The organism is Amycolatopsis sp. cg5 (assembly GCF_041346955.1).
Classification (GTDB): Bacteria; Actinomycetota; Actinomycetes; order Mycobacteriales; family Pseudonocardiaceae; genus Amycolatopsis.
In genome coordinates this window covers 8,408,030-8,434,090 of record NZ_CP166849.1, presented here as the reverse complement: position 1 = coordinate 8,434,090, position 26,061 = coordinate 8,408,030, and the positions used below count along the sequence as shown (strand labels likewise).

The 26,061-nt window shown below is 69.5% G+C and carries 24 protein-coding genes and 1 pseudogene; 12 read left to right on the top strand and 13 right to left on the bottom strand.

All coding sequences use genetic code 11. From position 1 onward, the window contains the following. The first annotated feature begins 5 nt into the window (after positions 1-5). Entirely contained in the window at positions 6-1,511 is a 1,506-nt protein-coding gene (locus AB5J62_RS38200; protein ID WP_370944909.1) for an amidohydrolase family protein, read from the top strand. Between the two features lie 51 nt (positions 1,512-1,562). Here AB5J62_RS38200 and AB5J62_RS38195 read toward each other — a convergent pair whose 3' ends face one another. Next, positions 1,563-2,507: a CHRD domain-containing protein gene (locus AB5J62_RS38195; protein WP_370944908.1), complete on the bottom strand. Its 945-nt coding sequence runs from the start codon at positions 2,505-2,507 to the stop codon at positions 1,563-1,565. 159 nt (positions 2,508-2,666) lie between these two features. On the opposite strand from AB5J62_RS38195, the gene AB5J62_RS38190 reads away from it, so the two are divergent. After that, positions 2,667-3,902: a glycosyltransferase 87 family protein gene (locus tag AB5J62_RS38190; protein ID WP_370944907.1), complete on the top strand. Its 1,236-nt coding sequence runs from the start codon at positions 2,667-2,669 to the stop codon at positions 3,900-3,902. Here the strand turns inward: AB5J62_RS38190 and serC are convergent. From serC to AB5J62_RS38160, 6 genes and pseudogenes are all read right to left on the bottom strand, one after another. Next, positions 3,813-4,940: a phosphoserine transaminase gene (gene serC, locus AB5J62_RS38185; RefSeq protein ID WP_370944906.1), complete on the bottom strand. Its 1,128-nt coding sequence runs from the start codon at positions 4,938-4,940 to the stop codon at positions 3,813-3,815. The two genes, AB5J62_RS38190 and serC, sit on opposite strands and share 90 nt — an antisense overlap. 473 nt (positions 4,941-5,413) lie before the next feature. After that, positions 5,414-6,763 carry a serine hydrolase domain-containing protein gene (locus AB5J62_RS38180; protein WP_370944905.1) on the bottom strand — a complete coding sequence of 450 codons (1,350 nt, stop codon included), beginning with the start codon at positions 6,761-6,763 and terminating at the stop codon, positions 5,414-5,416. Between the two features lie 34 nt (positions 6,764-6,797). Continuing rightward, positions 6,798-7,414 (bottom strand): annotated as a pseudogene (locus AB5J62_RS38175) (response regulator). Further along, a complete protein-coding gene (locus tag AB5J62_RS38170; protein WP_370944904.1) occupies positions 7,411-8,664 on the bottom strand; it encodes a sensor histidine kinase in 1,254 nt (417 codons plus the stop codon). The pseudogene AB5J62_RS38175 and the gene AB5J62_RS38170 overlap by 4 nt, the downstream one beginning before the upstream one ends. Next, a complete protein-coding gene (locus AB5J62_RS38165; RefSeq protein ID WP_370944903.1) occupies positions 8,565-9,374 on the bottom strand; it encodes an ABC transporter permease in 810 nt (269 codons plus the stop codon). The genes AB5J62_RS38170 and AB5J62_RS38165 overlap by 100 nt, the downstream gene beginning before the upstream one ends. After that, positions 9,371-10,210 carry an ABC transporter ATP-binding protein gene (locus tag AB5J62_RS38160; RefSeq protein ID WP_370944902.1) on the bottom strand — a complete coding sequence of 280 codons (840 nt, stop codon included), beginning with the start codon at positions 10,208-10,210 and terminating at the stop codon, positions 9,371-9,373. Before AB5J62_RS38160 ends, AB5J62_RS38165 begins: the two co-directional genes overlap by 4 nt. 153 nt (positions 10,211-10,363) lie before the next feature. Between AB5J62_RS38160 and AB5J62_RS38155 the strand changes: the two genes are divergently transcribed. The 3 genes from AB5J62_RS38155 to AB5J62_RS38145 are packed head-to-tail and all read left to right on the top strand — an operon-like array spanning position 10,364 to position 13,978. Continuing rightward, positions 10,364-11,629, top strand: coding sequence for an MFS transporter (locus tag AB5J62_RS38155; RefSeq protein WP_370944901.1), 1,266 nt, complete (start codon positions 10,364-10,366; stop codon positions 11,627-11,629). 28 nt (positions 11,630-11,657) lie between these two features. Then, positions 11,658-13,370 carry an SDR family oxidoreductase gene (locus AB5J62_RS38150; protein WP_370944900.1) on the top strand — a complete coding sequence of 571 codons (1,713 nt, stop codon included), beginning with the start codon at positions 11,658-11,660 and terminating at the stop codon, positions 13,368-13,370. Positions 13,371-13,387: 17 nt separating this feature from the next. Further along, on the top strand, positions 13,388-13,978 hold the full coding sequence (locus tag AB5J62_RS38145) for a TetR/AcrR family transcriptional regulator (protein ID WP_370950448.1): 591 nt from the start codon (positions 13,388-13,390) through the stop codon (positions 13,976-13,978). 223 nt (positions 13,979-14,201) lie between these two features. Here the strand turns inward: AB5J62_RS38145 and AB5J62_RS38140 are convergent, their stop codons facing one another. Beyond that, a complete protein-coding gene (locus tag AB5J62_RS38140; protein WP_370944899.1) occupies positions 14,202-15,434 on the bottom strand; it encodes a citrate synthase 2 in 1,233 nt (410 codons plus the stop codon). Positions 15,435-15,600: 166 nt separating this feature from the next. On the opposite strand from AB5J62_RS38140, the gene AB5J62_RS38135 reads away from it, so the two are divergent. The 6 genes from AB5J62_RS38135 to AB5J62_RS38110 are packed head-to-tail and all read left to right on the top strand — an operon-like array spanning position 15,601 to position 19,994. Beyond that, positions 15,601-15,903 (top strand): urease subunit gamma, encoded by a 303-nt coding sequence (locus tag AB5J62_RS38135; protein ID WP_370944898.1) that lies wholly within the window; start codon positions 15,601-15,603, stop codon positions 15,901-15,903. A gap of 13 nt (positions 15,904-15,916) precedes the next feature. After that, complete coding sequence (locus AB5J62_RS38130) at positions 15,917-16,213, top strand: urease subunit beta (RefSeq protein ID WP_370944897.1); 297 nt, start codon at positions 15,917-15,919, stop codon at positions 16,211-16,213. Beyond that, positions 16,210-17,928, top strand: coding sequence for an urease subunit alpha (locus AB5J62_RS38125; RefSeq protein WP_370944896.1), 1,719 nt, complete (start codon positions 16,210-16,212; stop codon positions 17,926-17,928). The genes AB5J62_RS38130 and AB5J62_RS38125 overlap by 4 nt, the downstream gene beginning before the upstream one ends. Further along, the gene (locus AB5J62_RS38120) at positions 17,928-18,608 is read left to right on the top strand and encodes an urease accessory protein UreF (RefSeq protein WP_370944895.1); all 681 of its coding nucleotides are present in this window, start codon (positions 17,928-17,930) and stop codon (positions 18,606-18,608) included. The genes AB5J62_RS38125 and AB5J62_RS38120 overlap by 1 nt, the downstream gene beginning before the upstream one ends. Beyond that, a complete protein-coding gene (ureG, locus tag AB5J62_RS38115; protein WP_370944894.1) occupies positions 18,598-19,299 on the top strand; it encodes an urease accessory protein UreG in 702 nt (233 codons plus the stop codon). The genes AB5J62_RS38120 and ureG overlap by 11 nt, the downstream gene beginning before the upstream one ends. After that, positions 19,296-19,994, top strand: coding sequence for an urease accessory protein UreD (locus AB5J62_RS38110; protein ID WP_370944893.1), 699 nt, complete (start codon positions 19,296-19,298; stop codon positions 19,992-19,994). Before ureG ends, AB5J62_RS38110 begins: the two co-directional genes overlap by 4 nt. A 123-nt stretch (positions 19,995-20,117) precedes the next feature. Here AB5J62_RS38110 and AB5J62_RS38105 read toward each other — a convergent pair whose 3' ends face one another. Beyond that, a complete protein-coding gene (locus tag AB5J62_RS38105; protein WP_370944892.1) occupies positions 20,118-21,218 on the bottom strand; it encodes a lipase family protein in 1,101 nt (366 codons plus the stop codon). Positions 21,219-21,311: 93 nt separating this feature from the next. On the opposite strand from AB5J62_RS38105, the gene AB5J62_RS38100 reads away from it, so the two are divergent. Next, entirely contained in the window at positions 21,312-21,929 is a 618-nt protein-coding gene (locus tag AB5J62_RS38100; RefSeq protein WP_370944891.1) for a TetR/AcrR family transcriptional regulator, read from the top strand. An 84-nt stretch (positions 21,930-22,013) separates the two neighbouring features. Here the strand turns inward: AB5J62_RS38100 and AB5J62_RS38095 are convergent, their stop codons facing one another. The 4 genes from AB5J62_RS38095 to AB5J62_RS38080 are packed head-to-tail and all read right to left on the bottom strand — an operon-like array spanning position 22,014 to position 26,051. Beyond that, entirely contained in the window at positions 22,014-22,607 is a 594-nt protein-coding gene (locus AB5J62_RS38095; RefSeq protein WP_370944890.1) for an ATP/GTP-binding protein, read from the bottom strand. Beyond that, on the bottom strand, positions 22,585-22,941 hold the full coding sequence (locus AB5J62_RS38090) for a DUF742 domain-containing protein (protein WP_370944889.1): 357 nt from the start codon (positions 22,939-22,941) through the stop codon (positions 22,585-22,587). The genes AB5J62_RS38095 and AB5J62_RS38090 overlap by 23 nt, the downstream gene beginning before the upstream one ends. 2 nt (positions 22,942-22,943) lie before the next feature. Beyond that, the gene (locus AB5J62_RS38085) at positions 22,944-23,369 is read right to left on the bottom strand and encodes a roadblock/LC7 domain-containing protein (RefSeq protein WP_370944888.1); all 426 of its coding nucleotides are present in this window, start codon (positions 23,367-23,369) and stop codon (positions 22,944-22,946) included. A gap of 3 nt (positions 23,370-23,372) precedes the next feature. After that, positions 23,373-26,051, bottom strand: a complete 2,679-nt coding sequence (locus AB5J62_RS38080) for a nitrate- and nitrite sensing domain-containing protein (RefSeq protein WP_370944887.1) — start codon at positions 26,049-26,051, stop codon at positions 23,373-23,375. Between the last annotated feature and the right edge of the window lie 10 nt (positions 26,052-26,061).

Genomic DNA, 26,061 nt, shown 5'->3' with positions numbered 1-26,061 from the left:
GAAAAATGCTCGGGCGGCGTGACTTTCTCAAATGGGCGGCGGCGAGTGGTGCCGGGGTGGCGATCCCGGGGGTGCTTTCGCCCGGCGCGCAGGCCACCGCCGCGGAAATCACTGTTTTGAGACAGGTCACGGTGATCGACGGCTCCGGCGCCCCGCCCCGGCGGGACATGGCCGTCGCGCTCGCCGGCGACCGGATCGCCTGGCTCGGGCGTGACCGTGAACTGCCCGATGTGGAGGGTGTGCGTTCACTCACCTGTCGCGGGAAGTACGTCATACCAGGGCTTTGGGACATGCACACCCACGGTCTGGACTTAGTGGACATCTTCCCGCCGCTCTACATCGCGAACGGTGTCACCGGCATCCGCGAGATGTGGGGCTACGAGGAGAATCGAGCCGTACACGACCGGATCGAGAGCGGTGCGCTGCTCGGCCCGCGCGCGGTGCTGGGCAGCAGCATCGTGGACGGTCCCGTCTCACTGCTGCAGCCGCCGGTCAGCCACGTCTCGAACGAGGCGGAGGCCCGCGCGTTCGTGCGCGCCGAGAAGGCGCTGGGCGCCAAGTTCATCAAGGTCTACTCGTACCTCGGCCGCAACGAGCTCTACGCGATCGCCGACGAGGCGCGCCGCCAGGGGCTGCCGTTCGCGGGGCACGTGCCGTACCGGCTCAGCGTGCTGGAGGCCAGCGAGGCGGGCCAGCGCAGTTTCGAGCACCTTTTCGGCACCACGTTCCAGGTCTCGCTGAAGGAAAAAGAGTTCCTCACGCGCTTGGCGGCCACCCCGATCGACCCGAAATCGCCCCGGGATTTCTTCAATCTTGCCCGAGAGCTCGAGCGGCAGGCGATGCTCGAATACAGCCGCCCGAAGGCCGAACGGTTCTTCGCCCAGCTCATCCGCAACGGGTCGTGGCAGTCACCGACACTGGTGGTCAACCGGGTGATCTCGATGCCTGCCGAGACCTACCTGAACGATCCCCGGCTCAAGTACATCCCCGCCGAGCTGAAGGCCCACTGGGCCGACCGGATCCAGCTGTTCGCACCGAAAACCCCGAAGGAGATCAAGGAGCAGAGCGTCTACTTCGACTCACGGGTCGAGCTGGTCGGCGCGATGCACGAGGCGGGCGTCGGCATCATCGGCGGCACGGACAGCCTCAATCCCTACTGCTTCCCGGGTTTCGGCCTGCACGAAGAGCTGGAACTGATGGTCAAGGCGGGCCTGAGCCCGATGGATTCGCTACGCGCGGTCACCAGCGAGGCCGCCAGGTTCCTCGGGCTGGAGCGCACCACCGGCACCGTCACCCCCGGCAAGTCGGCCGACCTGGTCGTGCTCGACGCCAACCCGCTCGACGACATCCGCAACACCCAGAAGATCCACGCCGTGGTCGTCCGCGGCCGGGTGATCGACCGCGCCGCAAGGGAAAAGCTGTTCGCGGACGTCGAAGCGGCGGCGTCGCAGCCACCGGCGGGCGCCCGCTCGGCCACCTTCCAGCGCCTGGCCAAGCAAAGCTGCTGCTGACGGTCGTGCGCGTTGCGGGCGGTTAGAACCGCCCGCAACGCGCACGAGTCCTTACCAGCGGGTGGTCTCCGAGGTGTCGAAGACCTGTCCGCGCACCGCGCCCGCGGGGAACGCCGCGGTGTGCAGGTTGGTGTAGAACTCGCCGGGGCTGGCGTTCAGCTTGCGGACGATGTCACCGGGGACCTTCGTGGCCGTGCCCGCGATGCCGTTGAGCGAAGCCGGAAGCCCGCCGTCGGCGGTGAACAGCGGCACCACGACCGCGCCGTTGACGCCCGCCGCGCCCTGGTGGATGTGGCCGAGCGTGGGCGCGCCGATGCCCGCGAAGGCGAACGAGAAGTCGACCTCACCGCGCTTGGCCGAGACGAACGAGGTCGCGGAGCCGTCGGGATCGCCTGCCGCGGGGCCGCCGGGTACCTGGACTTCCTGGTCGCCGCTGGCGAGTGAGCTCAGGTCGCCCGCGTGGAGCACGCGGTTGAGGTCGACCGGCTTGTCGAGCTTCTTGAACTGGCCGCGCACCGCGCCGCCGGGGAACTCCGCCGTGTGCAGGTTGGCGTAGAAGTCGCCGGGCTTGGTCTTGAGCGCGTCGAGCAGCACCTTGTCGTCGACGGTCACCTTGCCGGTCACCGCGCTGAGCGTGCCGGGCAGCGCGGTGGCGAAGAAGCCGACCTTGACCGGGCCGTTCGACTTCGCGTCACCCTGGTGGATGTGGGCCGCCGTCGGGGCGCCGATGTTCTTCCATGTGATGCCGAATGACACCTGGTTGCCCTGGATCCTGATGACCTGCACGGCCTTGCCGTCCGGATCACCTGTCTTTGGCCCGCCTGGCACCGGGATTTCGTTCTTGCCGGACAGCTCGGCCGCGAGGAAGACCGGGGCGCCGCTGTTGTCCGCCGGGCCCGGCGCCGGCGCGGGGTGGCCGTCGTGCGCGAACGCGATGCCGGTGCCGGCGGCGACACCGAGCGAGACGACGACGGCGGAGAGCAGGATCTTGCGCATGGGTTACCTCTTCTTCAGCAGTGCCGGGCGCGGTGCCCGACGCCCCTTCACACGCGGCGTTTCCTTGAACGGTTCAACTCTTCGCGAGAATCTTTTCGTGCCGACTTGTCGCTAAAGCCCTGCTGATCAGAGGCACGGGCCGTCGTGTTGGATGGCCGTATGTCGAAGAAGACCCTGGGCACGCTGCTCGCCTTGGAAGTGGCGGTCATCGTCGCGGTGTTCCTGCTCAGGGGCTTCCCGGGCCTCGATCTCGAGGTGTACGTCGGCGGCGCGCGCAAGCTCGCGGAAAGCGGCACCCCGTACGAGGGCATGGTCGAGACCACGCAGAACATCAAGCTGCCGTTCACCTACACGCCGTTCGCGGCCGTGCTGTTCCTCGCCGGGACGATCGCGCCGGTGAAGGCCGTGCTCGTCGCGCTGAACGTGCTCTCGCTGCTCGGCCTTGGCGTGGTGGCGTTCCTCTGCCTGCTCAAGACCGGGGTGGCCCGGCGTACCGCGGCTTACGTGGCGGTCGCGGTCCAGTTGAGCGCGACGCTGGTCGAGCCGGTGCTGGCGACGCTCAACTACGGTCAGATCAACATCCTGCTGATGCTCGCCGTGGTCGTCGACGTGCTGGCCCCGTGGCGCCGCTGGCCGCGCGGGGTGCTGGTCGGCCTGGTCGCCGCGATCAAGCTGACGCCGCTGGTGTTCTGCCTGTTCTTCTTGCTGCGCAAGGATTACCGCTCGCTGGGACGGTGCGTCGGCACGTTCGCCGGGGTGGCCGCGGTGATGTGGGCGGTGCTGCCGTCGGCGTCGGAGCGGTTCTGGCTGCACCTGATGCTGGCGACCAGCCGGATCGGCGACCTCTGGTACGTCGGGAACCAGTCGTTCCGCGGCGTGCTCGCGCGTGCCGGCTACTCGGGCTCGCTGCTGTGGGTGCTCGGCGTGCTGGTGCTGCTGGCGCTGACGGTCTTCGCGGTCAGGGCGGCGCTGCGCGCCGGGCAGGTGCCGCTGGCGCTGGTCGCGTGCGCGGTCGGCGGGCTGCTCGTCTCGCCGGTCTCGTGGACGCACCACTGGGTCTGGTGCGCGCCCGCGATCGTGCTGCTGGGCGCGCTCGGCCTGCGGTGGCGGGAGCCGGACCGCTTGCTGGGCAACAGTTTGCTGACGTTCGCCGGGCTGAGCGCGCTGCTGTTCGTGAGTTATCTGCCGTGGCTGATGCCGTTCCCCGCGCTGTCGGTCGGCGCGCGGACCGGTGCGGAGGCGTACACCATCGCCGGCGTGCTGATGCTCGCCACGATCTGGTGGGCATCAGCACGCCGGTCCGGGTCAGCTCAGCTTGTCGACCACGAACTCGATGCTCTGGGTGAGCAGCGTGATGTCGTCAGGGTCGATGGCCGGGAACAGGCCGACGCGTAGCTGGTTGCGGCCCAGCTTCCGGTACGGCTCGGTGTCGACGATCCCGTTGGCGCGCAACACCTTCGCCACGGCGGACGCGTCCACCTCGTCGGCGAAGTCGATCGTGCCGACGACCTGCGAGCGCAGTGCCGGGTCGGCGACGAACGGCGTGGTGTAGCCGGTCTTCTCGGCCCACTCGTAGAGCCGGGTCGACGAGTCCTTGGTGCGCGCGGTCGTCCACGCGAGGCCGCCGTTGCCGAGCATCCACTCGATCTGGTCGGCCAGCATGAACAGCGTCGCCACCGCGGGCGTGTTGTACGTCTGGTCCTTGCGCGAGTTGTCCAGCGCGGTGGTCAGCGAGAGGAACTCCGGGATCCAGCGGTCGCTCGCCCCGATCTCACCGATCCGCTCGACCGCGGCGGGCGAAGCCAGCGAGATCCAGAGGCCACCGTCGGACGCGAACGACTTCTGCGGCGCGAAGTAGTAGACGTCGAAGTCCTCGGCCTTGACGGGCAGGCCGCCCGCGCCACTGGTCGCGTCGATCGCGACGAGCGCGCCTTCGCTGCCCTCGGGGCGCTTGACGGGCACCGCGACACCGGTCGAGGTCTCGTTGTGCGCCCAGCCGACCAGGTCGGCGCCGGACTGGTAGGCGATCTCCGGAGCGGTGCCGGGGTCGGACTTGACGACGATCGGGTCGGCGAGGAACGGGGCGCCCTTGGTCACCGTGGCGAACTTCGACGAGAACTCGCCATAGGTGAAGTGCTGCGACCGCTCCTTGACCAACCCGAAGGCCGCAGCGTCCCAGAATGCGGTCGTCCCGCCGTTGCCGAGGATCACTTCGTAGCCGTCGGGCAGCCCGAACAGCTCGGTCAGCCCGGCGCGCACGCGGCCGACGAGCGACTTCACCGGCTTCTGGCGATGGGACGTGCCGAGGTACTCCGCCCCGGATTTCGCCAGGTTGGCCAGTTGCGACTCGCGGACCTTGGAGGGTCCGCAGCCGAACCGTCCGTCGGCAGGCTTGAGTTCTGCGGGGATGGTCACCTCAGCTGCATCGGTCATGCGGGCAGTCTCTCAGGCCCCGCCCACCCGATCCCGGCCAACCCGACCCACGCTCACGATGTGGGATTTCCGCAGCGCCCCCAACTCCCCATCCCCCGCCTCTCCCAGGGGGCCGGCCCCACGTCCAGCTTATCGAAGCCCCGGCCGCGAATCTGGTCGGAAGGCGAGTTGTCCACAGGGGCGACCAGGTGTGGATAGGCGATATAAGGCCAGGTCAGAGGGTCTTCTCGGGTGACCTGAATGTAGCCCGCGCAAGGCCGTGACCGGGTTCCCTTCAAAACCCTGGTAATCCCCGAGCGAGTGCGATTTGGGCCACGCTATTCGGTCATTAAGGACAAAAGTCCCGACTCGGTGGCCCAAATCCAACTCCGTCACGCGAGCGCCCACACAAAGGCCACCCTTGAAACGCTAGGCGTGACAAGGGCGCCCCTTGGAAGCCCGACCCCGCCTGGGATACCCGGGCACAACACCCGTCAGGCCCGCCAGCCAGAGGGATCCACGCCCCCAGGGATCGGAGCGTCCAGCGCGTAGGGCGTGCGCGAGAAGATGAACGTAGCCAGATCCAGGCTCCGCGCCACCCCGGAAGCATCCCGGCCGACGGCCAGCGTCTCGCCCGCGTAGTACCCGTCCAGCCCCAGCCAAACATCATCCGACACCGGCCGGAACCGCGAAGCCCGCCCGGAGCCCTCGGCGGGCGCGAGGCTGAAGCAGCCGTCCGCCAGCATCCGCAGGTGGTACGCCGTCGGCCCCCAGTGCCACAACCCCGTCAGCGCCAGCGAAGCAGAGTCCACAATGGACGGAATCCACTCGGCGGGGAACCGGGGTTCGTGTTCCTCCGTCAGGTTGATCAGGTCGATCGCGAGCTGGACCAGCGCCACCCCGGCGGTCGTGTTCGCCATGACCAGCGCGCCGGTCTGGGTCGCCGGGTCGATGAGCGAGCAGGCGAGGAAGCCCGGCATCGAGCCGGTGTGCCCGGCCAGTGCCCGCCCCTGCGTGCGGATGAGCTGCATGCCCAGCCCGTAGCCGCTCGTCCAGACGTCGCCGTCGTCGACGGTGACCATGTCGCGCATCTCGGCGACGGTCTCCGCGCGCAGCACGCCCGCGGTGTGGCCGCCGACGAACGCGGTCCAGCGGGCGAGGTCGGTGATGGTCGACCACAGCTGACCGGCCGGCGCCATCGCGCCGGCGTCGTGCGACGGCTCGGGGAGCACGACGTCCGCGAACGGGTGCACGGCCAGACCGGGTGCGTGCGGGGCTTCGGGTGACGGTGTCGTGCGGGTCATGCCGAGCGGGGTCAACACCTCGTCGCGGACCGCGTCGAACCAGCCGGTGCCGCGGTGCCGGGCGATGACCTCGCCGAGCACGCCGTAGCCGACGTTCGAGTAGTGGAAACGGGCGCCGGGACGGTGCTTCAGCGAGTCGGTCGCGAGACTCGTTTCGAGCGCCTTCCAGTCGTCGCCGACCGTGCGTTCCCACCACAGGCCCGGCGACTCGGCGGTGAGACCGGCCGTGTGCGAGAGCAGCTGGCCGATCGTCGACGCGCCGAACGAGGTGCCCGCGACGTGCTTGTCCAGCGGGTCGTTCAGGTCGAGCTTGCCCTCGTCGCGCAGGCGCATCACGACCGCGGCCACGATCGACTTGGTGATCGAGCCGAGCCGGTACTGCGTGTCGTCGCCCGGCGTCTGGCCGTCGACCCGGCCGCGCGCGCCTGACCAGGCGATTTCGCCGTCGCGGACGACGGCGGCGACCAGTGACGGGACCCGGCGCGTCGCCTGCTCGGTGGCGATCCGGCGAAGCAGCGCTAGCTCGGTGGTAGGCAGCATGGCGGTCATTCTGTCGTGCGGCGCCACGCTTCGCTCAGAGAACCCCCGCGTTCATCGCGGCCATCACCGCGGCGGTCCGGTCGGACACGTCGAGTTTCGAGAACACGCGCAGCAGATGCGTTTTCACCGTCGCCTCGCTGATGTGCAGCGCCCGCCCGATGTCGGCGTTCGTGCTGCCCTTCGACACCAGCCGCAGCACCTCGATCTCCCGCGCGGACAACGGTTGCGGCGCCGGATTGCGCACCCGGTTCACCAGTTTCCCCGCCACCGAGGGCGCCAGCACGGTCTCGCCGCGCGACGCCGCGCGGATCGCGTCCGCGAGTTCCGTCCGCGACGCGTCCTTCAGCAGATAACCCGCCGCGCCCGCTTCGACCGCGCGCAGGATGTCGGCGTCGCTTTCGTACGTCGTCAGCACGACCACGCGCTGACGCGGGGACTCGCCAAGATCGCGCGCGTCGCGCCGACACCGTCGAGACCGGGCATGCGTAGGTCCATCAGGATCACGTCCGGCTGCTTGACCCTGGTCAACGCGACCGCCTCGTCGCCGGAGCCCGCCTCGCCGACCACCGTCAGGTCCGGCTCGGCCTCCAGCATCCCGCGCAGCCCCTCGCGCACGACCGGGTGGTCGTCCACCAGCATCACGGTGATCACGCCGGTACCTCCAGTGTCACGGTCGTCCCATCGGAAAGTCCACTTCGGATGGTCAGCGAACCGCCGACCTGTTCCGCACGCGCGCGCATCCCGCGCAAGCCGAAACCGTCCGACGGCTCGGCGGTGTCGAAGCCGGCGCCGTCGTCGATCACCATAAGCCGCACGACGCCGCCGGAGGCGGCCAGCCGCAGTTCCACTGTGGACGCGCGGGCGTGCTTGACGATGTTGGTCAGCGCCTCCTGCGCGGCGCGCAGCACGACCACCTCGGCCGCCGTCCCGAGCGGCGGCAGCGGCGAGATCACGCAGTTCACCCGCAACGCCGACTCCTCGCCGAGCCGGTCGGCCTGCCGCCGGATCGCGTCCTCCAGCGTCCCGGCGGCGAGCGCGGACGGGGTCAGCGCCGCGACCATGGCGCGTGCCTCGGCGAGGTTCTCCCGCGCGGTCCGCGCCGCCAGCGACAGATGCCGCCTCGCCGCGACCTGGTCGGTGTCCATTTCGGACTCGATGGCCTGGGTCAGCGTCACGATGCTGGTGAAGCCCTGCGCGAGCGTGTCGTGGATTTCCCGCGCCAGCCGTTCACGTTCCGCTGCCGTGCCCGCTTCGCGAGACAGCCGCGCGACCTCCGCTTGGCTGGCTTCGAGCTTCTCGATCAGGTCGGCGCGTTCCTTGCTCTGCTCGATGACCTTGGTGATCCAGCGGCCGATGAACACCCCGAACAGGATCATCAGCGCGCTCATCGGCAGCAGCGTCCCGAGCGCCGGGTCGCCGAAACCGTTGTGCACCACGACCGACACCACCGGGGTGAGCACCAGCAGCCCGGTCAGCGCCGACGCCATCCCGACCGGCTGCGTCATGAACGCCATCGGGCAGATGGCGAACAACGCGTAGCCGGTCGCCGAGCAGGCGATGACCGCGGTCAGGAAGAGCACCAGCACGATGACGCCGAACAGGTAGCCCTTCCCGTCCGTCTCGTGGTCGCGCACCGACCGCCTGCCCAGCAGCAGGTAGGCCACCACGATGCCGGTCAACGCCGCCGAGCTGACCAGCTTGGCGGCGTCTTCGGCGTCGTTGATCAGGATCAGCGCGATGGTGGCCAGGTAGGCGACCGCGAAGTAGAGCTCCCAGATCCAGTACCAGCGGTCCCAGATGTCTACCGGCCGTTGTTGGTCCAGCGGAAGGTCAGCCGCGCCAGCAGCAGCCCGGCGACGACCCAGATGCCAAGCACCAGTGCGATGCGGGGGAGTTCCCATGAGCCAGCCATTTCGTTGATGACAGCGCTGTCCGGCAGGAACACCGACCGGAAGCCCTGGCAGATCCACTTCACCGGGAAGAACGACGCGATGTCGACCATAACCTTCGGCAGGTGCGTGATCGGGGTGACGAACACGCCGGACACGAACTGCAGCGAGATGAAGACCAGGTTCATCACCGCGACCGCGCCGCTGACCGAGCGGACCAGCGAGCCGATGGTGATGCCGAGCAGCGTGCAGGCAGTGATGCCGAGCAGGAACACCCAGGCCAGCGTCAGCCACTTCATCGGATCGGTCGGCAGCGTCAGGTCGAACAGCAGCGAGCCGACCACGATCATGAACAGCGCCTGCGCCAGGCTCGACACCGCGACCAGCACGATCTTGCCGATGAAGAACGACGCGGCGGGCATCGGCGTGCCGCGCAGGCGTTTCAGCGTGCCGTCCTCGCGGTCGCCAGCCAGCCCGATCCCGATGCTGTTGAACGAGGTCGAGATGATGCCGGAGCCGATCATGCCCGCCGCGAGCACCGTGCCGGAGGTGACGCCGCCGCCGATGTCGCCGTTCAGCATCGACCCGAGCAGCACCATGATGAACGCGGGCATGGCGAAGGTGAAGACGACCTGTTCCTTGTGGCGGAAGAACTCCTTGAGCTCCGCGCCGCCGCGGATCAGCCCGACGGTGAGGGTGCCGGGCAGTGCCAGCGTGGTCATGCGCGTTCTCCGATCAGATCGAGGTAGATGTCCTCCAGGCTGGGCCGGGTGACGGTGAGTTCGGCCAGCTCCCTACCCCCAGTAGAGAGCTGGTTGATGAGCTTCGTGGGGAAGTTCGTGTGCTCGGAGTGCGCGCCGTTGGCGTCGACCCAGCTCACGACGGCTTCGGCCTTCTCACGGCCGCCGAGGTTCTGCGGGGTGCCTTCGGCGACGATCCGCCCGCGCGCGATGACCGCCACCCGGTCGGCCAGCGCCTCGGCCTCGTCGAGGTAGTGGGTGGTGAGCAGGATCGTGGTGCCCTCGGCGGCGAGCCCGGAGATGAGGTCCCAGAACTGGCGGCGGGCCTCGGGGTCGAAGCCGGTGGTCGGTTCGTCGAGGAAGAGCAGTTCGGGGCGGCCGATGATGCCGAGTGCGACGTCGACCCGCCTGCGCTGCCCGCCGGAGAGCGTTTCGACGCGGCTCTTGGCCTTCGCGGTCAGCCCGACCTTCTCGATCACCTCGTCGGGGTCACGCGCGTCGGCGTAGTACCTGGCGAAGTGCCGGACGGTCTCGGCGACGGTGAGTTCGGCGGCGTCGTTCGCCGTCTGGAGGACGATGCCGAGCTTGGCGCGCCAGGCGCGGCCCGCCTTGCCGGGGTCCTCGCCGAGCACGAGCGCGTCGCCCGCGGTGCGGTCACGGTGGCCTTCGAGGATCTCGACGGTCGTGGTCTTGCCCGCGCCGTTGGGGCCGAGCAGCGCGAACACCTCGCCGCGGTGGATGTCGAGATCCAGGCCGTCCACCGCGACGTGGCCGGGATACTCCTTGCGCAGTCCGCGCACTGTCACTGCTGCTGTCATGGGACAAGCTTCCGTCGCGGGAGCACCCGCACGGGACGACTGCGCGGTGGAACCTGGTTGTCAACCGAACGGTGGACATCAGACCCTGGTCGCACGCGCGGTCCTCCTTTCGAAGGACGACCCCGCCGCGCGGCGTGCTTACCGTTGTCAGGCATGGGGGCGGCGCTGAAACGCGGTGAGCAGAACGAACTCGCGGCGATGCTGACGAAGGGGCCGGTCGAGGTACTCGACTTCTTCCTGCCGCTCTGGGTGGGCAGTCAGCTCGGCGCGTCGGCGGGCGAGGTCGGCGCGCTGACGGCGCTGGAGACGCTCGTGTCGTTCCTGGTCCGGCCGCTGGCGGGGCATCTCGCCGACCGGCACGACAGGGGACGCGTCGCCGCCATCGGCGCGGTCCTTTATGGACTGTCCTTTGTGGGCTACGCGGTCGCGCCGGGGATCGGGCTCGCGTACGCGGCGGCCGTGCTCGGGGGCGCGGGCGGCGCGTTGTTCTGGGTGGCACTGCGGGCCCGCGTCGGCGAAGGGCTGCTGGACGACAGTGGGGCGTTCAGCAAGCTCTTCGCCGCCGAGGGCGGCGGCACCTGGATCGCGTTCGTCGCGGCGATGATCCTGGTCGGCAAGATCGGCTATCGCGGCGTGTTCTGGCTCGCCGCCGCCGCGTGCCTGGTCGCGGCCGTGGTGATGCTGCTCAGGATCGGCGAGAACCAGGTCGTCGAGAACGCGCCCAAGCTGCGTCAGCTGGGGAAACGGCTGCGGCCGATGCTGGTGCTGGTCGCGATCACCGCGATGGTCGAGGCCGGGATCGCGTTGCTGCTCCTGATGCATCTGCAGCGCGGCCATCACCTGAATCTGGGCCAGATCGCGGCCGTCTTCCTGCCCGGCTTCATCGTCTACAGCCTGCTGCCCGACGTGCTGCACAAGGTGGTGCGCCGGATCGGCCGCCCGCTCATGCTCTCGCTCGCGATGCTCGCCAGCACGGCGTTCGCGATCGGGCTCTCGTTCGCGCCGGATCCGAAGGTGATCACGGTGCTGTGGATCCTGTCGGCGGCCGCGTTCGCCGCGGCGATGCCCGTCGAGCAGTCGATCGTGGCCGAGGCGGCGGGGCTCAGCTTGGGCCGCGCGATGGGCATCTACGAGAGCGCGACGTTACTCGGAGCGACGATCGGGACGTTCGCGGCGGGACAGCTCTACGACACCGGCGGTGGCTGGCGGGTCGCTTGCTGGGGTGCGGCGGGCGTGCTTCTGGTCGGATCGATCTTGGTTTCCGGCGCGATACGGCGTGTCGGGGTTGCGAAGTTTCCCGTGGAACATTCGAAAACCCCCGAAAACTCGGAAAATCCTGGTCAAGGCACGTCCGAAGACGCGGCGAAATCGGCCAACGAGGTGAAACCGGGGACGAACAATCAGGCGAAGGATTCCTAGCTGTTGACAACTTGTCTAACATGACAGGATGTCTCATACGTGGGTGACGGCCAGCGACGGCGTGCGTCTCTCGGTCCGCGTGACGGGTCCGGACGACGCGCCCACCGTGCTCTGCGTGCACGGCTATCCGGACAACGGTTCGCTGTGGGACGGGGTGGTGGCCGAGCTGTCGAGCCGGTTCCGCGTGGTCGTCTACGACGTGCGCGGCGCGGGTCTGTCGGACAAGCCGCGAGGTCGCAAGTCCTACAAGTTGGACCAGCTGTCCCGGGACATGCTCGACGTCGCCGAGGCGGTCGCTCCCGGCGAGCGGATCCACCTGCTCGCGCACGACTGGGGCTCGATCCAGGCCTGGCACACGGTCACCGGCGGCGACCCGAGGATCGCGTCGTTCACCTCGATCTCGGGGCCGGACCTGGACTACGTCGGCGCCTGGTTCCGCGACCAGCTGCGCAGGCCGACGCCGCGACGGCTCTGGCACGCGCTGAACCAGTTCCTGCACTCGACGTACATCCTGTTCTTCCACGTCCCGTTGGTGCCGCAGCTGTTCTGGCGGCTCGGGATCATGCGGCGGCTGTTCAAGATCGCCGAACCGGAGCTGGCCGATCCCGAGGTTTCCGACGGCGTGCACGGCATCAAGCTGTACCGCGCCAACATCTTCACGCGGCTGGGCAAACCGAAGCCGAAGCAGGTGCGCATCCCGGTGCAGGTGCTCGCGCCGACCGGCGACCCGTACGTGTCGACCCCGATGCAGACGGAGATCGCCAAGTGGGTGCCCGATCTGCGGATCCGGCGCGTGGTCGGCAGGCACTGGATCGCCCGAGCCAAGCCCGGTCTCGTCGCCGACGCGGCCGCGGAACTGGTCGGCTTCGTGGAAGGTGGCGAAGAACCGCGCACGCTGCGCCGCGCGAAGGTCAGCCGCCGCAAGAAGTTCGCCGATCAGCTGGTCGTGATCACCGGCGGCGGCAGCGGCATCGGCCGCGCGACCGCGCTGGCGTTCGCCGGCGAGGGCGCCGACGTCGTCATCACCGACATCAACTCCGACGCGGCAGCGGAGACCGTGACCCTGTTGCGCGCCAAGGGTGTCACGGCCGCCGAGTACACAGTGGACTCTTCGGACGCCGAGGCGATGGGCCAGTTCGCGAAGCAGGTCCGCGACGAGCACGGCGTGCCGGACATCGTCATCAACAACGCGGGCATCGGGGTGTCGGGCCCGTTCCTCGACACCTCGGTCGCCGACTGGGAGCGCGTCATCGACGTGAACCTCTGGGGCGTGATCCACGGTTGCCGGGTGTTCGCCGAGCAGATGCGCGAACGCGGTGAGGGCGGCCAGATCGTCAACCTCGCCTCGGCCGCTGCGTACCTGCCGTCGAAGATCCTTTCCGCTTACGCCACAACGAAATCCGCCGTGCTGACGCTGAGCGTGTGCCTGCGCGCCGAACTCGCTGCCGACCGCATCGGCGTCACCGCGGTCTGCCCCGGCATCGTGGCCACGAACATCACGAACACGACGCGCTTCGTCGGCGTCAACGCCGACGAGGAGCACCGCCGTCAGAAGGCGAGCACCGGCCTGTACGCGCGGCGCGGCTTCGGCCCGGACCGGGTCGCGCGGGACATCCTCAAGGCCGTCTCGAAGGACAAGGCGATCGCGCCGTCGACCCCGGAGGCCAAGCTCGCGCTCGTGTTCTCCCGTCTCACCCCCGGCGTGCTGCGCGGCATCGCCAAGCTGGACGTCACCCCGTGACACGCAAGCCCCGCCGGATGACCCCCCAGGCCCGCCGCGACGACCTGATCGCCGCGGCACTCGACCTGTTCAGCAGCCGCGCGCCCGAGCTCGTCACGGTCGACGACATCGTCTCGCGCGCCGACGTCTCGCGCCCGCTGTTCTACCGCTACTTCTCCAGCCTGCGCGAGCTCCAGATCGAAGCACTGCGCACGGTCACCGACGGCCTCATCGACGGCCTCGCCCACCTCGACGACGGCCCGCCACTGGACCGCCTGCGCGCGGCCGTCCGCGGCCTCATCTCGGTCGCGGGCAACTACCGCGCGGGCTACATCGCCCTGCTGCGCGGCGGCTCGGTCATCGCGACCTCCGAGACCGACGCGGTCGTCGACCAGGTCCGCAACCGCGCGGTCGAGCTGATCCTCGAAGCGATCGAGATCGACGAGCCGACCCCGCTCCTCCTGCTCACCCTGCGCTGCTGGACGGCGGTCGTCGAGGGCACCCTGCTCGCCTGGCTCCAAGAGGACAAGGTCCCCCGTGAAGGCCTCGACGAATGGCTGGTCGACCAGCTGGTCGCGATGATGGCGGTCACCCAGGCCCGCCTGGCCACCACCGCCCCCGCCCCCTGACCCCGAAAAAATCCCAATGCGTCCTTCGGTCCTTGGTAGGTGCCGAAAGCCGCATTGGGACCCTGGCAGGGACCGAAGGACGCATTGGGGACCTGGGAGGGACCGAAGGACGCATTGGGACGCTGCGAGGTCCCCAATGCGGCTTTCGGCACCTGGGGAAAGCCCGAAAGCCACTTTCGGCAGGTTAGACCTGACGAAAGTGGCTTTCGGGCTTTTACGAGGCTCAGGCGTGGGGGACCAGGTCCCAGCCCTCGACGTCCTCGGGCCGGCGCGGGCCGGGGCCGACGTACTTGGCCGACGGGCGCACCAGGCGGCCGGTCCGCTTCTGCTCGAGGATGTGCGCGGCCCAGCCCGCGGTGCGGGCCGAGCTGAACATCGCGGGCATCATGTGCGGCGGGACCTCGGCGAAGTCGAGGATGACCGCGGCCCAGAACTCGACGTTCGTCTCGATCGGGTGATCGGGGCGACGCTCACGCAGCTCCTTCAGCGCGGCCTGCTCCAGAGCGGCGGCCGCTTCGTAGCGGCTCGCGTTCAGCTCGCGGCAGGTGCGGCGGAGCACGCGGGCGCGGGGGTCCTCCGCGCGGTAGACGCGGTGGCCGAAGCCCATCAGGCGGTCCTTGCGGTCGAGGATGCCCTTGACCAGACCGGCGGCGTCACCGGTCCGCTCGACCTTTTCGATCATCGGGAGCACGCGGGCAGGCGCGCCGCCGTGCAGCGGGCCGGACATGGCGCCGATCGCGCCGGACATGGCGGCCGCGACGTCGGCGCCGGTCGAGGCGATGACGCGGGCGGTGAAGGTCGAGGCGTTCAGGCCGTGCTCGGCCGCGGAGACCCAGTAGGCGTCGATGGCCTTGACGTGCGCCGGGTCCGGCTCGCCACGCCAGCGGATCATGAACCGCTCGGTGATCGAGTGAGCCTCGTCGACCCGCGACTGCGGCACCGCGGGCTGGCCGATGCCGCGCGCGGACTGCGCGACGTACGACAGCGCCATGACCGAGGCGCGCGCGAGCTGGTCGCGGGCCTCTTCGTCGGTGATGTCGAGCAGGGGGCGGTAGCCCCAGATCGGCGCCAGCATGGCGAGCGCGGCCTGCACGTCGACCCGCACGTCACCGGTGTGCACCGGCAGCGGGAAGGGCTCGGCGGGCGGCAGGCCGTGGCCGAACCGGCTGTCGACCAGCAGACCCCAGACGTCACCGAAGCTCACCTTGCCGGCGAGATCTTCGATGTCGACGCCGCGGTAGCGCAGCGCGCCACCGTCACGGTCTGGCTCGGCGATCTCGGTGCGGAAGGCGATGACCCCTTCGAGACCTGGACGGAATCCGTCGTCGACCTCGTCTGTGGACGCGGTCTTCGTAGATACGGGCGCTGACGTAGTCACTATCCGTTGACCTTTCAATGCGCGTTCCCCGGCTTTTGTTTTCCCACGCTGACAGGCCACACGCAAAGCGCGCCTCATCGCACGGTTTGGAGCAACCTTGCTCCTCGAACCGGCCGGTAGCAATCAAAAGAATGGGTGGTTTGTGTCACGATTACGAGAACGATTCAGTCCAGGCGGCGTGTGACACGTAAATCCTGTGTTTCATCCAGGGGCGCGCCGCCCCGGCGGGTGATACACATGCGCCATGCATCTGAGCCCCCAGGAGCGGGACAAGCTGCTCGTCCACGTCGCCGCCGACGTCGCGCGCAAGCGGCTGGACCGCGGGGTGCTGCTCAACTATCCGGAGTCGGTCGCGCTGATCACCGACCATGTGCTCGAGGGCGCCCGCGACGGCCGCACGGTCAGTGAGCTCGTCGCCAGCGGCCGGACCGTGCTCTCCCGCGCGCAGGTGCAGTCCGGCATCCCGGAAATGATCGATTCGGTGCAGGTCGAAGCCACTTTCCCGGACGGCACCAAGCTCGTCACCGTGCACGACCCGATCGTCTAGGAGCGAGCAGGCGATGCGCCCAGGAGAGATCATTCCCGGCGACGAGCCGGTCGAGCTGAACCCCGGCCGCCCCCGGGTGCGGCTGCTCGTGCGCAACCTCGGGGACCGGCCGGTGCAGGTCGGCTCGCATTTCCACTTCGCGTCGGTCAACCCGGGCCTGGAGTTCGACCGGGACGCCGCGCGCGGGCACCGGCTCGACGTGCCAGCGGGCACCTCGGTCCGGTTCGAGCCCGGCGTCGAACGAGAAGTCGACCTTGTCCCGCTGGCCGGGAGCCGGAAGGTTCCGGGGTTGCGTAAGGAGCCGTCTTGACCCATGTCGACCGCGAGCGCTACGTCGAGCTGTTCGGCCCGACCGTCGGCGACCGGATCCGCCTCGCCGACACCGATCTGCTGATCGAGGTCACCGAGGACCGCAGCATGGGCGACGGCAGCGGTGACGAGGTGCTCTTCGGCGGCGGGAAGGTCATCCGCGAGTCGATGGGCCAGGGCATGGCCACCCGCGCGGAGGGCGCGCCGGACCTGGTCATCACCGGCGCGGTGATCCTGGACCACTGGGGCGTCGTCAAGGCCGACGTCGGTGTCCGCGACGGCCGGATCGTCGGCATCGGGAAGGCGGGCAACCCCGACACGATGGACGGCGTCGACCCGGCGCTGGTGATCGGGCCGTCGACGGAGATCTTGTCCGGCAACGGAAAGATCCTCACCGCGGGTGGAATCGACTGTCACGTCCACTTCATCTGCCCGCAGCTGGTGGACACCGCGCTGGCGTCGGGGCTGACCACGCTGGTCGGCGGCGGCACCGGGCCCAACGAGGGCACGAAGGCCACCACGATCACGCCCGGCGCCTGGAACCTCGGGCGCATGCTCCAGGCGATGGACGCGTATCCGGTCAACGTCTTGTTGCTGGGCAAGGGAAACACCGTCCGCCACGAGGCGCTGCGCGAGCAGCTCGCCGCGGGCGCGGGCGGGTTCAAGCTCCACGAGGACTGGGGCACGACGCCGGCCGCGATCGACGCCTGCCTGACCGTCGCCGACGAATCCGGCGTCCAGGTCGCCATCCACACCGACACGCTCAACGAGGCCGGGTTCCTGGAGTCCACTGTGGACGCCATCGCGGGGCGTTCGATCAACGCGTACCACACCGAAGGCGCGGGCGGCGGGCACGCGCCGGACATCATCCGCGTCGCCGGGCTCGCGAACGTGCTGCCGTCGTCGACGAACCCGACGCGCCCGCACACGGCCAACACGCTGGACGAGCACCTCGACATGCTCGTGGTGTGCCATCACCTGAACCCGTCCGTGCCGGAGGACCTCGCGTTCGCGGAGAGCCGGATCCGGCCGACGACGATCGCCGCCGAGGACGTGCTGCACGACATCGGCGCGATCTCGATGATGAGCTCCGACTCGCAGGCGATGGGCCGCATCGGCGAGGTCATCATCCGGACCTGGCAGACCGCGCACGTGATGAAACGCCGTCGCGGCGCGCTGCCCGGCGACGGCAGGGCCGACAACCTGCGTGCCCGCCGCTACGTCGCGAAGTACACGATCAACCCCGCCGTCGCGCACGGCATGGAGGCCGAGATCGGCTCGGTCGAGATCGGCAAGCTCGCCGATCTTGTCCTGTGGGAGCCCAAATTCTTCGGTGTCCGCCCGCACGTGGTGCTCAAGGGCGGGTTCATCGCGTGGGCCGCGATGGGCGACGCGAACGCGTCCATCCCGACGCCGCAGCCGGTGCTCGCCCGGCCGATGTTCGGCGCGTCGCCCGCGGTCGCGGCGGCCTCGTCATTCCACTTCGTCGCGCCGGAAGCGCTCGAATCCGGTGTGCGCGAACGGTTCGGGATCTCGCGGACGTTGGTGCCGGTGTCGAACATGCGACGGCGTACCAAGGCGGACATGGTGCTCAACGACGCACTGCCGGACATCAGGGTGGAGCCGGACAGCTTCGCCGTGCACGTCGACGGCGAGCTGATCGAGCCGCAGCCGGTGACGGAATTGCCCATGGCCCAACGATATTTCCTGTTCTGATGGACCTGTCCGCGCTGATTCTGGCCGACTCCCGGTTCCCCGGCGGCGGCCACGTTCATTCCGGTGGGTTGGAAGAGGCCGTCGCGCGTCGCCTGATCGTCGACGTCCGTGATTTGGCGGGCTTCATCTCGGGCCGTCTGCGGACCGCTGGTTCGCTGGCCGCCGTTTTCGCCGCTGCCGCTGCGCATGCGGCGGCTCGTCGTGTCCACAGTGGATATTGGAAGCGGCTCGATCTGGAGCTGGACGCACGCACGCCGTCGGCCGCGCAACGGGAAGCGTCGCGCGCGCAGGGCCGTGGGACCGCGCGGGCGGGCAAGGCGGCGTGGCCGTCGCCGGTGCTGGACGCGCTGCTCGCCGAGACACCGCGGCCGCATCACCCGATCATGCTGGGCGCGCTGGTCGGCATCTCGGGTGGCTCGCCACTCGACGCGGCGACCGCCGTCGCGTACCTCGCGGTGAGCGGACCGGCTTCGGCCGCGGTTCGCTTACTGGGCTTGGATCCCTTTGCCGTCAACGCCGCGGTGGCTCGTCTCGACGTGCACGCGGTGGCGCTCGACGCCGCGTCCAGCGCCGGGCTGGCGCCGTCCGATCTGCCGTCGCCGGGCTCGCCGGCGTTGGATCTGTTCGCCGAGGCGCATGCCCGGCACCACAAGGAAGAGGTGCGTCTCTTTGCCAGCTGAGCACGGTCACGGCCATGGTCACGTCCACCCGGTCAACTTCGACCCGACCGCGACGGAACCCGATCACTACGACGCGGACCCGACGGCCGGGCGCGCGTACCGGATCGGCATCGGCGGCCCGGTCGGCAGCGGCAAGACCGCGCTGGTCGCCGCGCTGTGCCGGGCGCTGGGCGACGAGCTGAACCTCGCCGTCGTCACCAACGACATCTACACCACCGAGGACGCCGACTTCCTGCGCAAGGCGGGCGTGCTCGACGCCGAGCGCATCGAGGCCGTGCAGACCGGCGCGTGCCCGCACACGGCGATCCGCGACGACATCACCGCCAACCTGGACGCGGTCGAGCGGCTCGAAGACCGGTTCTCCGGACTGGACCTCGTGATCATCGAGAGCGGCGGCGACAACCTGACGGCCGTGTTCAGCCGCGGCCTGGCGGATTCCCAGGTGTTCGTGGTCGATGTCGCGGGCGGCGACAAGGTGCCCCGCAAGGGCGGCCCCGGCGTCACCACCGCGGACCTGCTGGTGATCAACAAGATCGACATCGCGCACCTGGTCGGCGCGGACATGACGGTCATGACGTCGGACGCACACCGCATGCGCGGCGAGCTGCCGGTGATCACTCAGTCCCTTGTGGACACGCCGAACGCGCCGGACGTGGCGAACTGGGTCCGGTCGCTGGTCAAGGCCGGGTGAAAGCGCACGCCCGCCTGGTCGCCTGTTTCGCGGACGGCCGGACGATACTGCGTGAGCTGCGCTCGATGGCGCCGCTCACGCTCTTTCCCAAGCGCGGCACCGGCGCGACGGCGGTGGTCCACCTCGTCAGCTCGGCGACCGCGCCCCTGGGCGGCGACGACCTGCTCCTGACCGTGCACGTCGGACCGGGCGCTTCCCTGCGCCTGTCCGGCGTCGCCGCGACGATCGCGCTGCCCGGCCCGCACGGCGAACCCAGTACGTCCACAGTGGACATCACGGTCGACGCGGGCGGCTCGCTCGAGTACCTGCCGGAGCCGACGGTCATCACGGCACACGCCCGGCACACCGCGCTGCTGCGCGCCTCGCTCGCGCCCGACGCCTACCTGCACACTCGCGAAGTCCTGGTGCTCGGCCGGGCCAACGAACGCCCCGGCCACCTGACCACGACCCAGCACATCACCCGCGCCTCGACCCCGGTGCTGCGCCAAACCCTGACGATCGGCTCGGACCTGGACGCCTCGCTCGCCCACCTGGCGGGCCGCCGGGTCCTCGCCACCGACCTGGTGATCGGCGGCCCCGACCTGCCCGCCGCCTCGGGTGAGTGGTGGTCCCGCAGCCCCCTCGCCGCGGGTGGCACCCTCACCACCTCCCTGGCCCCCGACGCCGTCACGGCCCTCGCCTCCCTCAGCGGGTAAAATCCCAATGCGTCTTTCGGTCCCTTCCATGGACCGAAAGACGCATTGGGAACCTCGTAAGGACCGAACGCCGCATTGGGGCCCTAGCAGGTACCGAACGACGCATTGGGATTTTTTACCGGGCTAGAACTTGGTGCCGAGCCACTCCATGGCGACGGGGCCGCCGACCGAGACGCCGCCGATGTGTTCGAGCAGCGGGTACTCGGCCCAGGTCACGTTGGCGCCCAAGGCTTTGTAGCGGGCGAGGAGGCCCTTGCCGACCGAGAGCGGGATCAGTTCGTCGAGCTGCGCGTGGTAGAGGAAGACCGGGGCCTTGGGCTTGATGGTGCCCGCGTAGTTCTCGGCGAGGCGCTTCTGCCAGCGGGGGTCCGAGACGACGTCGGGGTCGGTGACGAAGTCGCGGAGGCGGGAGAACGGGGCGGCCGCGCCGAGCGCGATCGTGCAGTAGCCCTTGATCTTCTCGACGGTCGACTTGCCGCGGGTGTTGAGGACCGAGGTGAACGGGACGTCGGGGTAGGCGGTCGAGAGGCCGAGCGCCGCGCCGAGCACGAGGCCGAACGCCGCGCCGCCGTCGTTGGACTTCATGACCGCGTTCAGGTCGGCGGGAACGCCGCCCGTGGCGACGCCGACGACGTTCAGGTCGGGTGCGTAGCCGCCCTGGAGCTCGCCGGCGAAGGCTGCCGCCTGGCCGCCCTGCGAGTACCCGAAGACGCCGACCGGGCCGGAAGACGAAAGCCCGGTGCCCGGGACCTTGTACGCCGCGCGGGCGGCGTCGAGGACGGCGCGGCCTTCGGACTGGCCGACCGCGTAGGTGTGCACGCCGGGCGTGCCGAGGCCTTCGTAGTCGGTCAGGACCACGGCCCAGCCCTTGTACAGGGCCTGGGAGATGATCGCGACCTCGTTCTCGGTGCCGTTCTGCAGCTTGACCGACGGCGCGCACTGGTCGCCGATGCCGTGGGTGCCGACCGCGTAGGTGATCAGCGGGCGCGGGCCGCGGGGGTACGGGATCGACGGGACCAGCAGGATGCCGGAGACGGCGTTGGCCTTGCCGGTCGCCGAAGTCGATTGGTAGAGCAGTTCCCAGGCTTGGACCGGCGCGGGCACAATGGCCGTCACCCGATGCTGGTCGAGCAGGTCACCTGGGCCGGACGCCTGTGCGGCCGGAGTGGCCACCGCGCCCGTGAGTAGTAAAGCCAGTAGTGGAACCAGGACTCGACGAAGCACCTTTGCCTCCAGAGTGTGGTAACTATGGTTTTCACAATGTAAGCGCCCCGCACGACGTCTGGCAATCCCCATTACCAGAATTTTGGAGGTTCGGTGGTCCGCTCCTATGGCGGCATCCCCCCGGAGCAGCGCAAGGCCGAGCGCCGCGAGCGGCTGCTGACGGCCGCGCTCGAGCTGTTCACCAGCGAGGGTTTCCAGCAGGCGAAGATCACCCATCTCTGCAAGCTGGCAGGCGTCTCGACGCGCAACTTCTACGAGGAGTTCGAGAACAAGGAGAAGGTGCTGCTCGTACTGCACGACAGCATCAACCGGCTCGCGCTGGAGCACGTCACCGCGACGCTTGCCGAGCTCACCGACACCGATGTCGTCGCCCGCATCGAGACACTGCTCGACGTCTTTGTCGCGACGGTCACCGCGGATCCGCGCATGCCGAGGCTGAACTACGTCGAGGCGGTCGGGGTGAACCAGGAACTCGAAGCGCAGCACCAGGAATGGGTCGACCGCTGGGCGGACTTCATCGAGGCCGAAGCCCGCCACGCCGCCGAACACGGGCTCGCGCCGAAGCGGAACTACCGGCTGACGGCCATCGCGCTGGTCGGCGCGTTCACGGGCCTGCTGCGTGAATGGCAGGCCCGTGAACTACCGGTCGGCGAGGTCACCGAGGAGCTGCGCGGTCTGATGCTGGCCGCGATTACCCGCATGCCCACGTGAACCCGGGATAAAGCGGGCTTTACTCCCGGGGATAAAGCCCGCTTTATCCCCGGGAGTAAAGCGGGCTTTATCCCGGGGGTGCGGTCAGACGTTGGCCGAGGCCTTCGCGAAGGTGTTGTGCAGCACCGCGAGCAGCGCGTCGCGCACCGACAGCTTGTTGCGCGCGTCGAAGGCGATCACCGGCACGTCGTCGCCGACCGCCAGCGCCCAGCGGACGTCGTTGAGCTCGTGCGCCATCAGCCCGTCGAACCGGTTGATCCCGACGACGAACGGCAGCCCGGCCTTCTCGAAGTAGTCGACGGCCGGGTAGCAGTCGTCGAGACGGCGGGTGTCGACGATGACCAGCGCGCCCAGCGCGCCGATCACGATGTCCTGCCACATGAAGCCGAAACGGTCCTGGCCGGGCGTGCCGAACAGGTACAGCTTGACGTCCGAGTCGATGGTGATGCAGCCGAAGTCCAGCGCCACCGTGGTGGTGGTCTTCGACGGGACGTGCCCGGTCCGGTCGATACCCGCCGCCACCGAGGTGATCGCCGCCTCGGTGGTGAGCGGCTTGATCTCCGAGATGGCGCCGACGGCCGTGGTCTTGCCGACCCCGAACCCGCCGGCGATGACGATCTTGACCGGAGTGGGCGGCTTGGCGCCCGCCTCGGGTTCAGCGTATGGCTTCGAGTCCACGAATGACCCTTTCGATCATGCCGAGGTCCTGGGCGAACTTCGTCGCGGGCCGCCGCAGCACCACGTAGCCGAGCGCGGCCAGATCGGCCACCAGCACCCGGGCCACGCCGATGTGCAGGCCGAGCAGCGCGCCGATCTCCGCCACCGATTTGGTGTTGCGGCACAGCGAGACGATCTCGCGCCGCTCGAAGGTGAGCTTCGGCTGCGAGGCCGCGCCGAGCCTGCTCGTCAGTACCTGGGCCTCGATTTCCAATGTGTGGTCGACCGGTTTCGTGCGACCAGAGGTGAGCAGATACGGGCGCAACGGCGAAACGTCCGGATCTTCATTTCTCATCGCTAGCTCCCGACGGTGTTTTTGAGCTCCTCGATCAGGCCAGGGGTGAGCACCTCGGTGGCCCGGTTCGCGAACATCGCCATCTCGTAGGCGATCGTGCCCAGGCTCGCCTGCTTGGTGGCCAGCACACCCAGCGAACAGCCGATGCTGATCGTGCAGACCAGCAGGTAGCCGTGCTCCAGCTCGATGATGATCTTGTCGGGCCGCCCGAGCGGGTGGCTGTCGGAGACGCCGTGCGCCAGCCCGAGCATCGCCGACGAGATCGCCGCCAGCCGGTCGGCGTTCGCCCGTTCCAGCTGGGACGACATGGCGATCAGGAGGCCGTCGGCCGACACGGCGATGGCCCCGATCGCGCCGGCGGTGTTCTGCGCGAAGCGGGTCACCAGCCAGTTGAAATTGCGCGCCTCGACGCTGACTCCGGTGGTCATTACTTAGCTCTCTTCTCTCTGTTCGGTATCCCGATCGGCCATGGCCAAGCCCGTGCTGAACGCGTCGAACGCGGCGCGCTCGGCGTTGGGGTCCCGTTGGTGCCGTGGTGCTGTCGCGGCCATCCGTGCCGGCTGACGTCCGGCAGGCTGCTGGGCGAGTCCCGGCGCGAGTTGCGCGCCGGGTACCCGCCTGGTGAGTCCCGAGTGCGCCGCCGACGGCGCCTGCGCGGACGCGGGGGCGACCGGCTGGAACGGCGGCGGTTTCACCGGTTCGGGTTGTGGCGGTGCCGGTGGGGCGACCGGCTCCGGCGCGGGCGGGTTCGCCTTGGCGAAACCCGACTCGTACGCGTCGAAGGCCGCCTTCACCGCGTCGGGGTCGTGCTGCGCCTTCTGCTTCGCGGGCATGCTGACCAAAGTGGACTCACCGGCGCCGGGAAGCTGTGCTCCCGCGACACGGCGGCGAAGCCCGCCCCTGGTCTCCCCGGAGGCGGCCGCGGGCACGGTGACGGGAGCGGCGACCGGCGCGACCGGCGCGGCCACGACGACCGGCTCCAGCGCCGGCGCGGGCGCCGGCACCACCTCCGGCACGCGCATGGGCAGTTGTTCCGGCACCAGCGGCTGCTCCTCCGCGTCCTGTTTGAACCAGCGGAAGTCCTCGAGCTGCTCCAGGTCCTCGCGGGGCGCCATCCCCGGCACGGCGAGCGCGGGCAGCCTGCCGGGCTCGTCGGCAGGCTCGCTCTCCGGCCAGGCGGGCGGCGCCTGGAACTCGGCCGCGCGGTGCGCCAGCAGCGCGGGCGGGACGACCATCCGCGCCGTGACACCGTTGCCGGGCGTCGGCACCAGTTCGACGGTCAGCCCGTGCCGCCGCGCGAGGCGGCCGACCACGAACAGGCCGAGCACGCTGGTCGGCGCCAGCTCCAGCCGTTCACGCTCGACGAGACGGCGGTTCTCCTCGGCGAGCCGGTCTTCGGTCATGCCGATGCCCTGGTCGACGATGACGATCAGCAGCGAGCCGTCCGGCTGGAACTCGGTATCGACGTCCACAAAGGACTCCGGCGGCGAGAACGAGGTCGCGTTCTCCAGCAGCTCCGCGAAGATCAGCACGACGTCGGAGCTGAACGCCGACGCGAGCCGGACGTCGGCGACCGTGCCGAGCCGGACCCGTTGGTAGTCCTCGATTTCCGCGAGCGCGGAGCGCAGCGCGATCGACAGTTCGGCCGGGCCCGCGATCCGCGTCTCGTCACGGGTGCCCGAGACGACGAGCAGGTTTTCCGCGTTCCGGCGCAGGCGCGTCGACAGGTGGTCGAGCCGGTACAGGCTTTCCAGCAGCCGAGGATCCTGCTCGTTGCGCTCGAGTTCGTCGACCAGCGCGAGCTGCCTGCCGACGAGGTTCTGCGTACGCTTCGCGACGTTGGCGAACATGAGGCTGACGTTGCGCCGGGTGAGCGCCTGGCGCTCGACCAGCTCACCGGCGGTGGACTGCACCCGGTTGAACGCGGTCGCCAGCTTGCCGAGCTCGTCCTTCGAGGACACGTCGATGGTGGCGAGCCGGGGTGACTGCTCGTCGGCTGCCTCGGTGTCGGCGACGCGGACGAGCTCGGTTCCCGCGAGGTCGGCGACCGTCGTCGCGGCGGAGGTCAAGCGCCGCAACGGATCCGCGATCGAGCGGCTGACCGCGATGGCGAGGAACGCGACCACGACCAGCAGCAGCGCGGCGCCGCCACCGATGAGCCAGGCCAGCCGGGCGGCGTTGTCGGCCCTGCTGGCGGCCGCGTCGGTGATCTGCCTGGTCACCTGCTCCTGGACGTTGCGTCGCTGCTTGTTCAGCGCTTCGACGGCGGACAGCGCGTCGGCGATGTACGACTGGGTCGCCTTCTCGTCACGCACGTTCGGCAGCTGCGCCTCGAGCGCGTCGACCCGGCGAGCCTCCTCGCCGGTGTCGATCTTGACGACGGCCTTGGCGTGCTCGATGTCGGCCTGTTGCACGAATCGTTCGAGCTGCAGCGAGGATTCCGCGGTGGAGTCCTCGAACTCCTGCTGCCCGCCGTCGGGATCGGCGGCCACGATCAGCATGGACATGCCGTGCAGCGCTTTTTCCTTGCTGGCGCGCAGCAACGCGTCCAGCGAGGTGAGCTGCCGGGTGCCCTGCGCGTCACCCGACTTCTGGCCGAGCAGCCGGGGCGCGTCGATGACCGCGTCGATGACCGCGTGATAGGTACGCGCCGTGCCGTCGAGCGAGACCGAGCGGCGTAGCGCGTTCACCCTGATTTCGGCCAGCGAGCCGATCCGGGTCAGTGCGGCCGCGACCTCGTCCGGCGCGTCCGGCCCGAGCGTGGCGCGCACCCTGTCGACGGTCTGGTCGACGGCCTTGTGCTGCTGCATCAGCGCGCCGCTGCCCTGCGACGGCGAGGCCGCGTAGTCGATGGTCAGCAGCAGCTCACGCTGCAGCTCCCACACCAGCGAGCTGAGTTCGTGTGCCTGGCCTGCGGTGTCCGCGGTCTGCCCGGCGGCTCGGGCGGTGCCCGCCTCCGTGACGACATAGGGAACGGACACCAGCACGACCGCGGTCAGCGGCAGCAACAGGAGCAGGTTGAGCTTGCCCCTGATGCCCAGCCTGCCGAGCACGGCCTGCCAGGTTCTCGATCCGGCAGTGGTCTTCCGCCGGACCTTCCCGAGCTTCATGGTCACCTTC

What these genes read in the sequence shown, in the direction of transcription:
- AB5J62_RS38200 (WP_370944909.1), top strand. Translation starts at nt 6, where the DNA reads ATGCTCGGGCGGCGTGACTTTCTCAAATGGGCGGCGGCGAGTGGTGCC.
- AB5J62_RS38195 (WP_370944908.1), bottom strand. Translation starts at nt 2,507, where the DNA reads ATGCGCAAGATCCTGCTCTCCGCCGTCGTCGTCTCGCTCGGTGTCGCC.
- AB5J62_RS38190 (WP_370944907.1), top strand. Translation starts at nt 2,667, where the DNA reads ATGTCGAAGAAGACCCTGGGCACGCTGCTCGCCTTGGAAGTGGCGGTC.
- serC (WP_370944906.1), bottom strand. Translation starts at nt 4,940, where the DNA reads ATGACCGATGCAGCTGAGGTGACCATCCCCGCAGAACTCAAGCCTGCC.
- AB5J62_RS38180 (WP_370944905.1), bottom strand. Translation starts at nt 6,763, where the DNA reads ATGCTGCCTACCACCGAGCTAGCGCTGCTTCGCCGGATCGCCACCGAG.
- AB5J62_RS38170 (WP_370944904.1), bottom strand. Translation starts at nt 8,664, where the DNA reads ATGGGAACTCCCCCGCATCGCACTGGTGCTTGGCATCTGGGTCGTCGC.
- AB5J62_RS38165 (WP_370944903.1), bottom strand. Translation starts at nt 9,374, where the DNA reads ATGACCACGCTGGCACTGCCCGGCACCCTCACCGTCGGGCTGATCCGC.
- AB5J62_RS38160 (WP_370944902.1), bottom strand. Translation starts at nt 10,210, where the DNA reads ATGACAGCAGCAGTGACAGTGCGCGGACTGCGCAAGGAGTATCCCGGC.
- AB5J62_RS38155 (WP_370944901.1), top strand. Translation starts at nt 10,364, where the DNA reads ATGGGGGCGGCGCTGAAACGCGGTGAGCAGAACGAACTCGCGGCGATG.
- AB5J62_RS38150 (WP_370944900.1), top strand. Translation starts at nt 11,658, where the DNA reads ATGTCTCATACGTGGGTGACGGCCAGCGACGGCGTGCGTCTCTCGGTC.
- AB5J62_RS38145 (WP_370950448.1), top strand. Translation starts at nt 13,388, where the DNA reads ATGACCCCCCAGGCCCGCCGCGACGACCTGATCGCCGCGGCACTCGAC.
- AB5J62_RS38140 (WP_370944899.1), bottom strand. Translation starts at nt 15,434, where the DNA reads ATGAGGCGCGCTTTGCGTGTGGCCTGTCAGCGTGGGAAAACAAAAGCC.
- AB5J62_RS38135 (WP_370944898.1), top strand. Translation starts at nt 15,601, where the DNA reads ATGCATCTGAGCCCCCAGGAGCGGGACAAGCTGCTCGTCCACGTCGCC.
- AB5J62_RS38130 (WP_370944897.1), top strand. Translation starts at nt 15,917, where the DNA reads ATGCGCCCAGGAGAGATCATTCCCGGCGACGAGCCGGTCGAGCTGAAC.
- AB5J62_RS38120 (WP_370944895.1), top strand. Translation starts at nt 17,928, where the DNA reads ATGGACCTGTCCGCGCTGATTCTGGCCGACTCCCGGTTCCCCGGCGGC.
- AB5J62_RS38090 (WP_370944889.1), bottom strand. Translation starts at nt 22,941, where the DNA reads ATGAGAAATGAAGATCCGGACGTTTCGCCGTTGCGCCCGTATCTGCTC.
- AB5J62_RS38085 (WP_370944888.1), bottom strand. Translation starts at nt 23,369, where the DNA reads ATGACCACCGGAGTCAGCGTCGAGGCGCGCAATTTCAACTGGCTGGTG.
- AB5J62_RS38080 (WP_370944887.1), bottom strand. Translation starts at nt 26,051, where the DNA reads ATGAAGCTCGGGAAGGTCCGGCGGAAGACCACTGCCGGATCGAGAACC.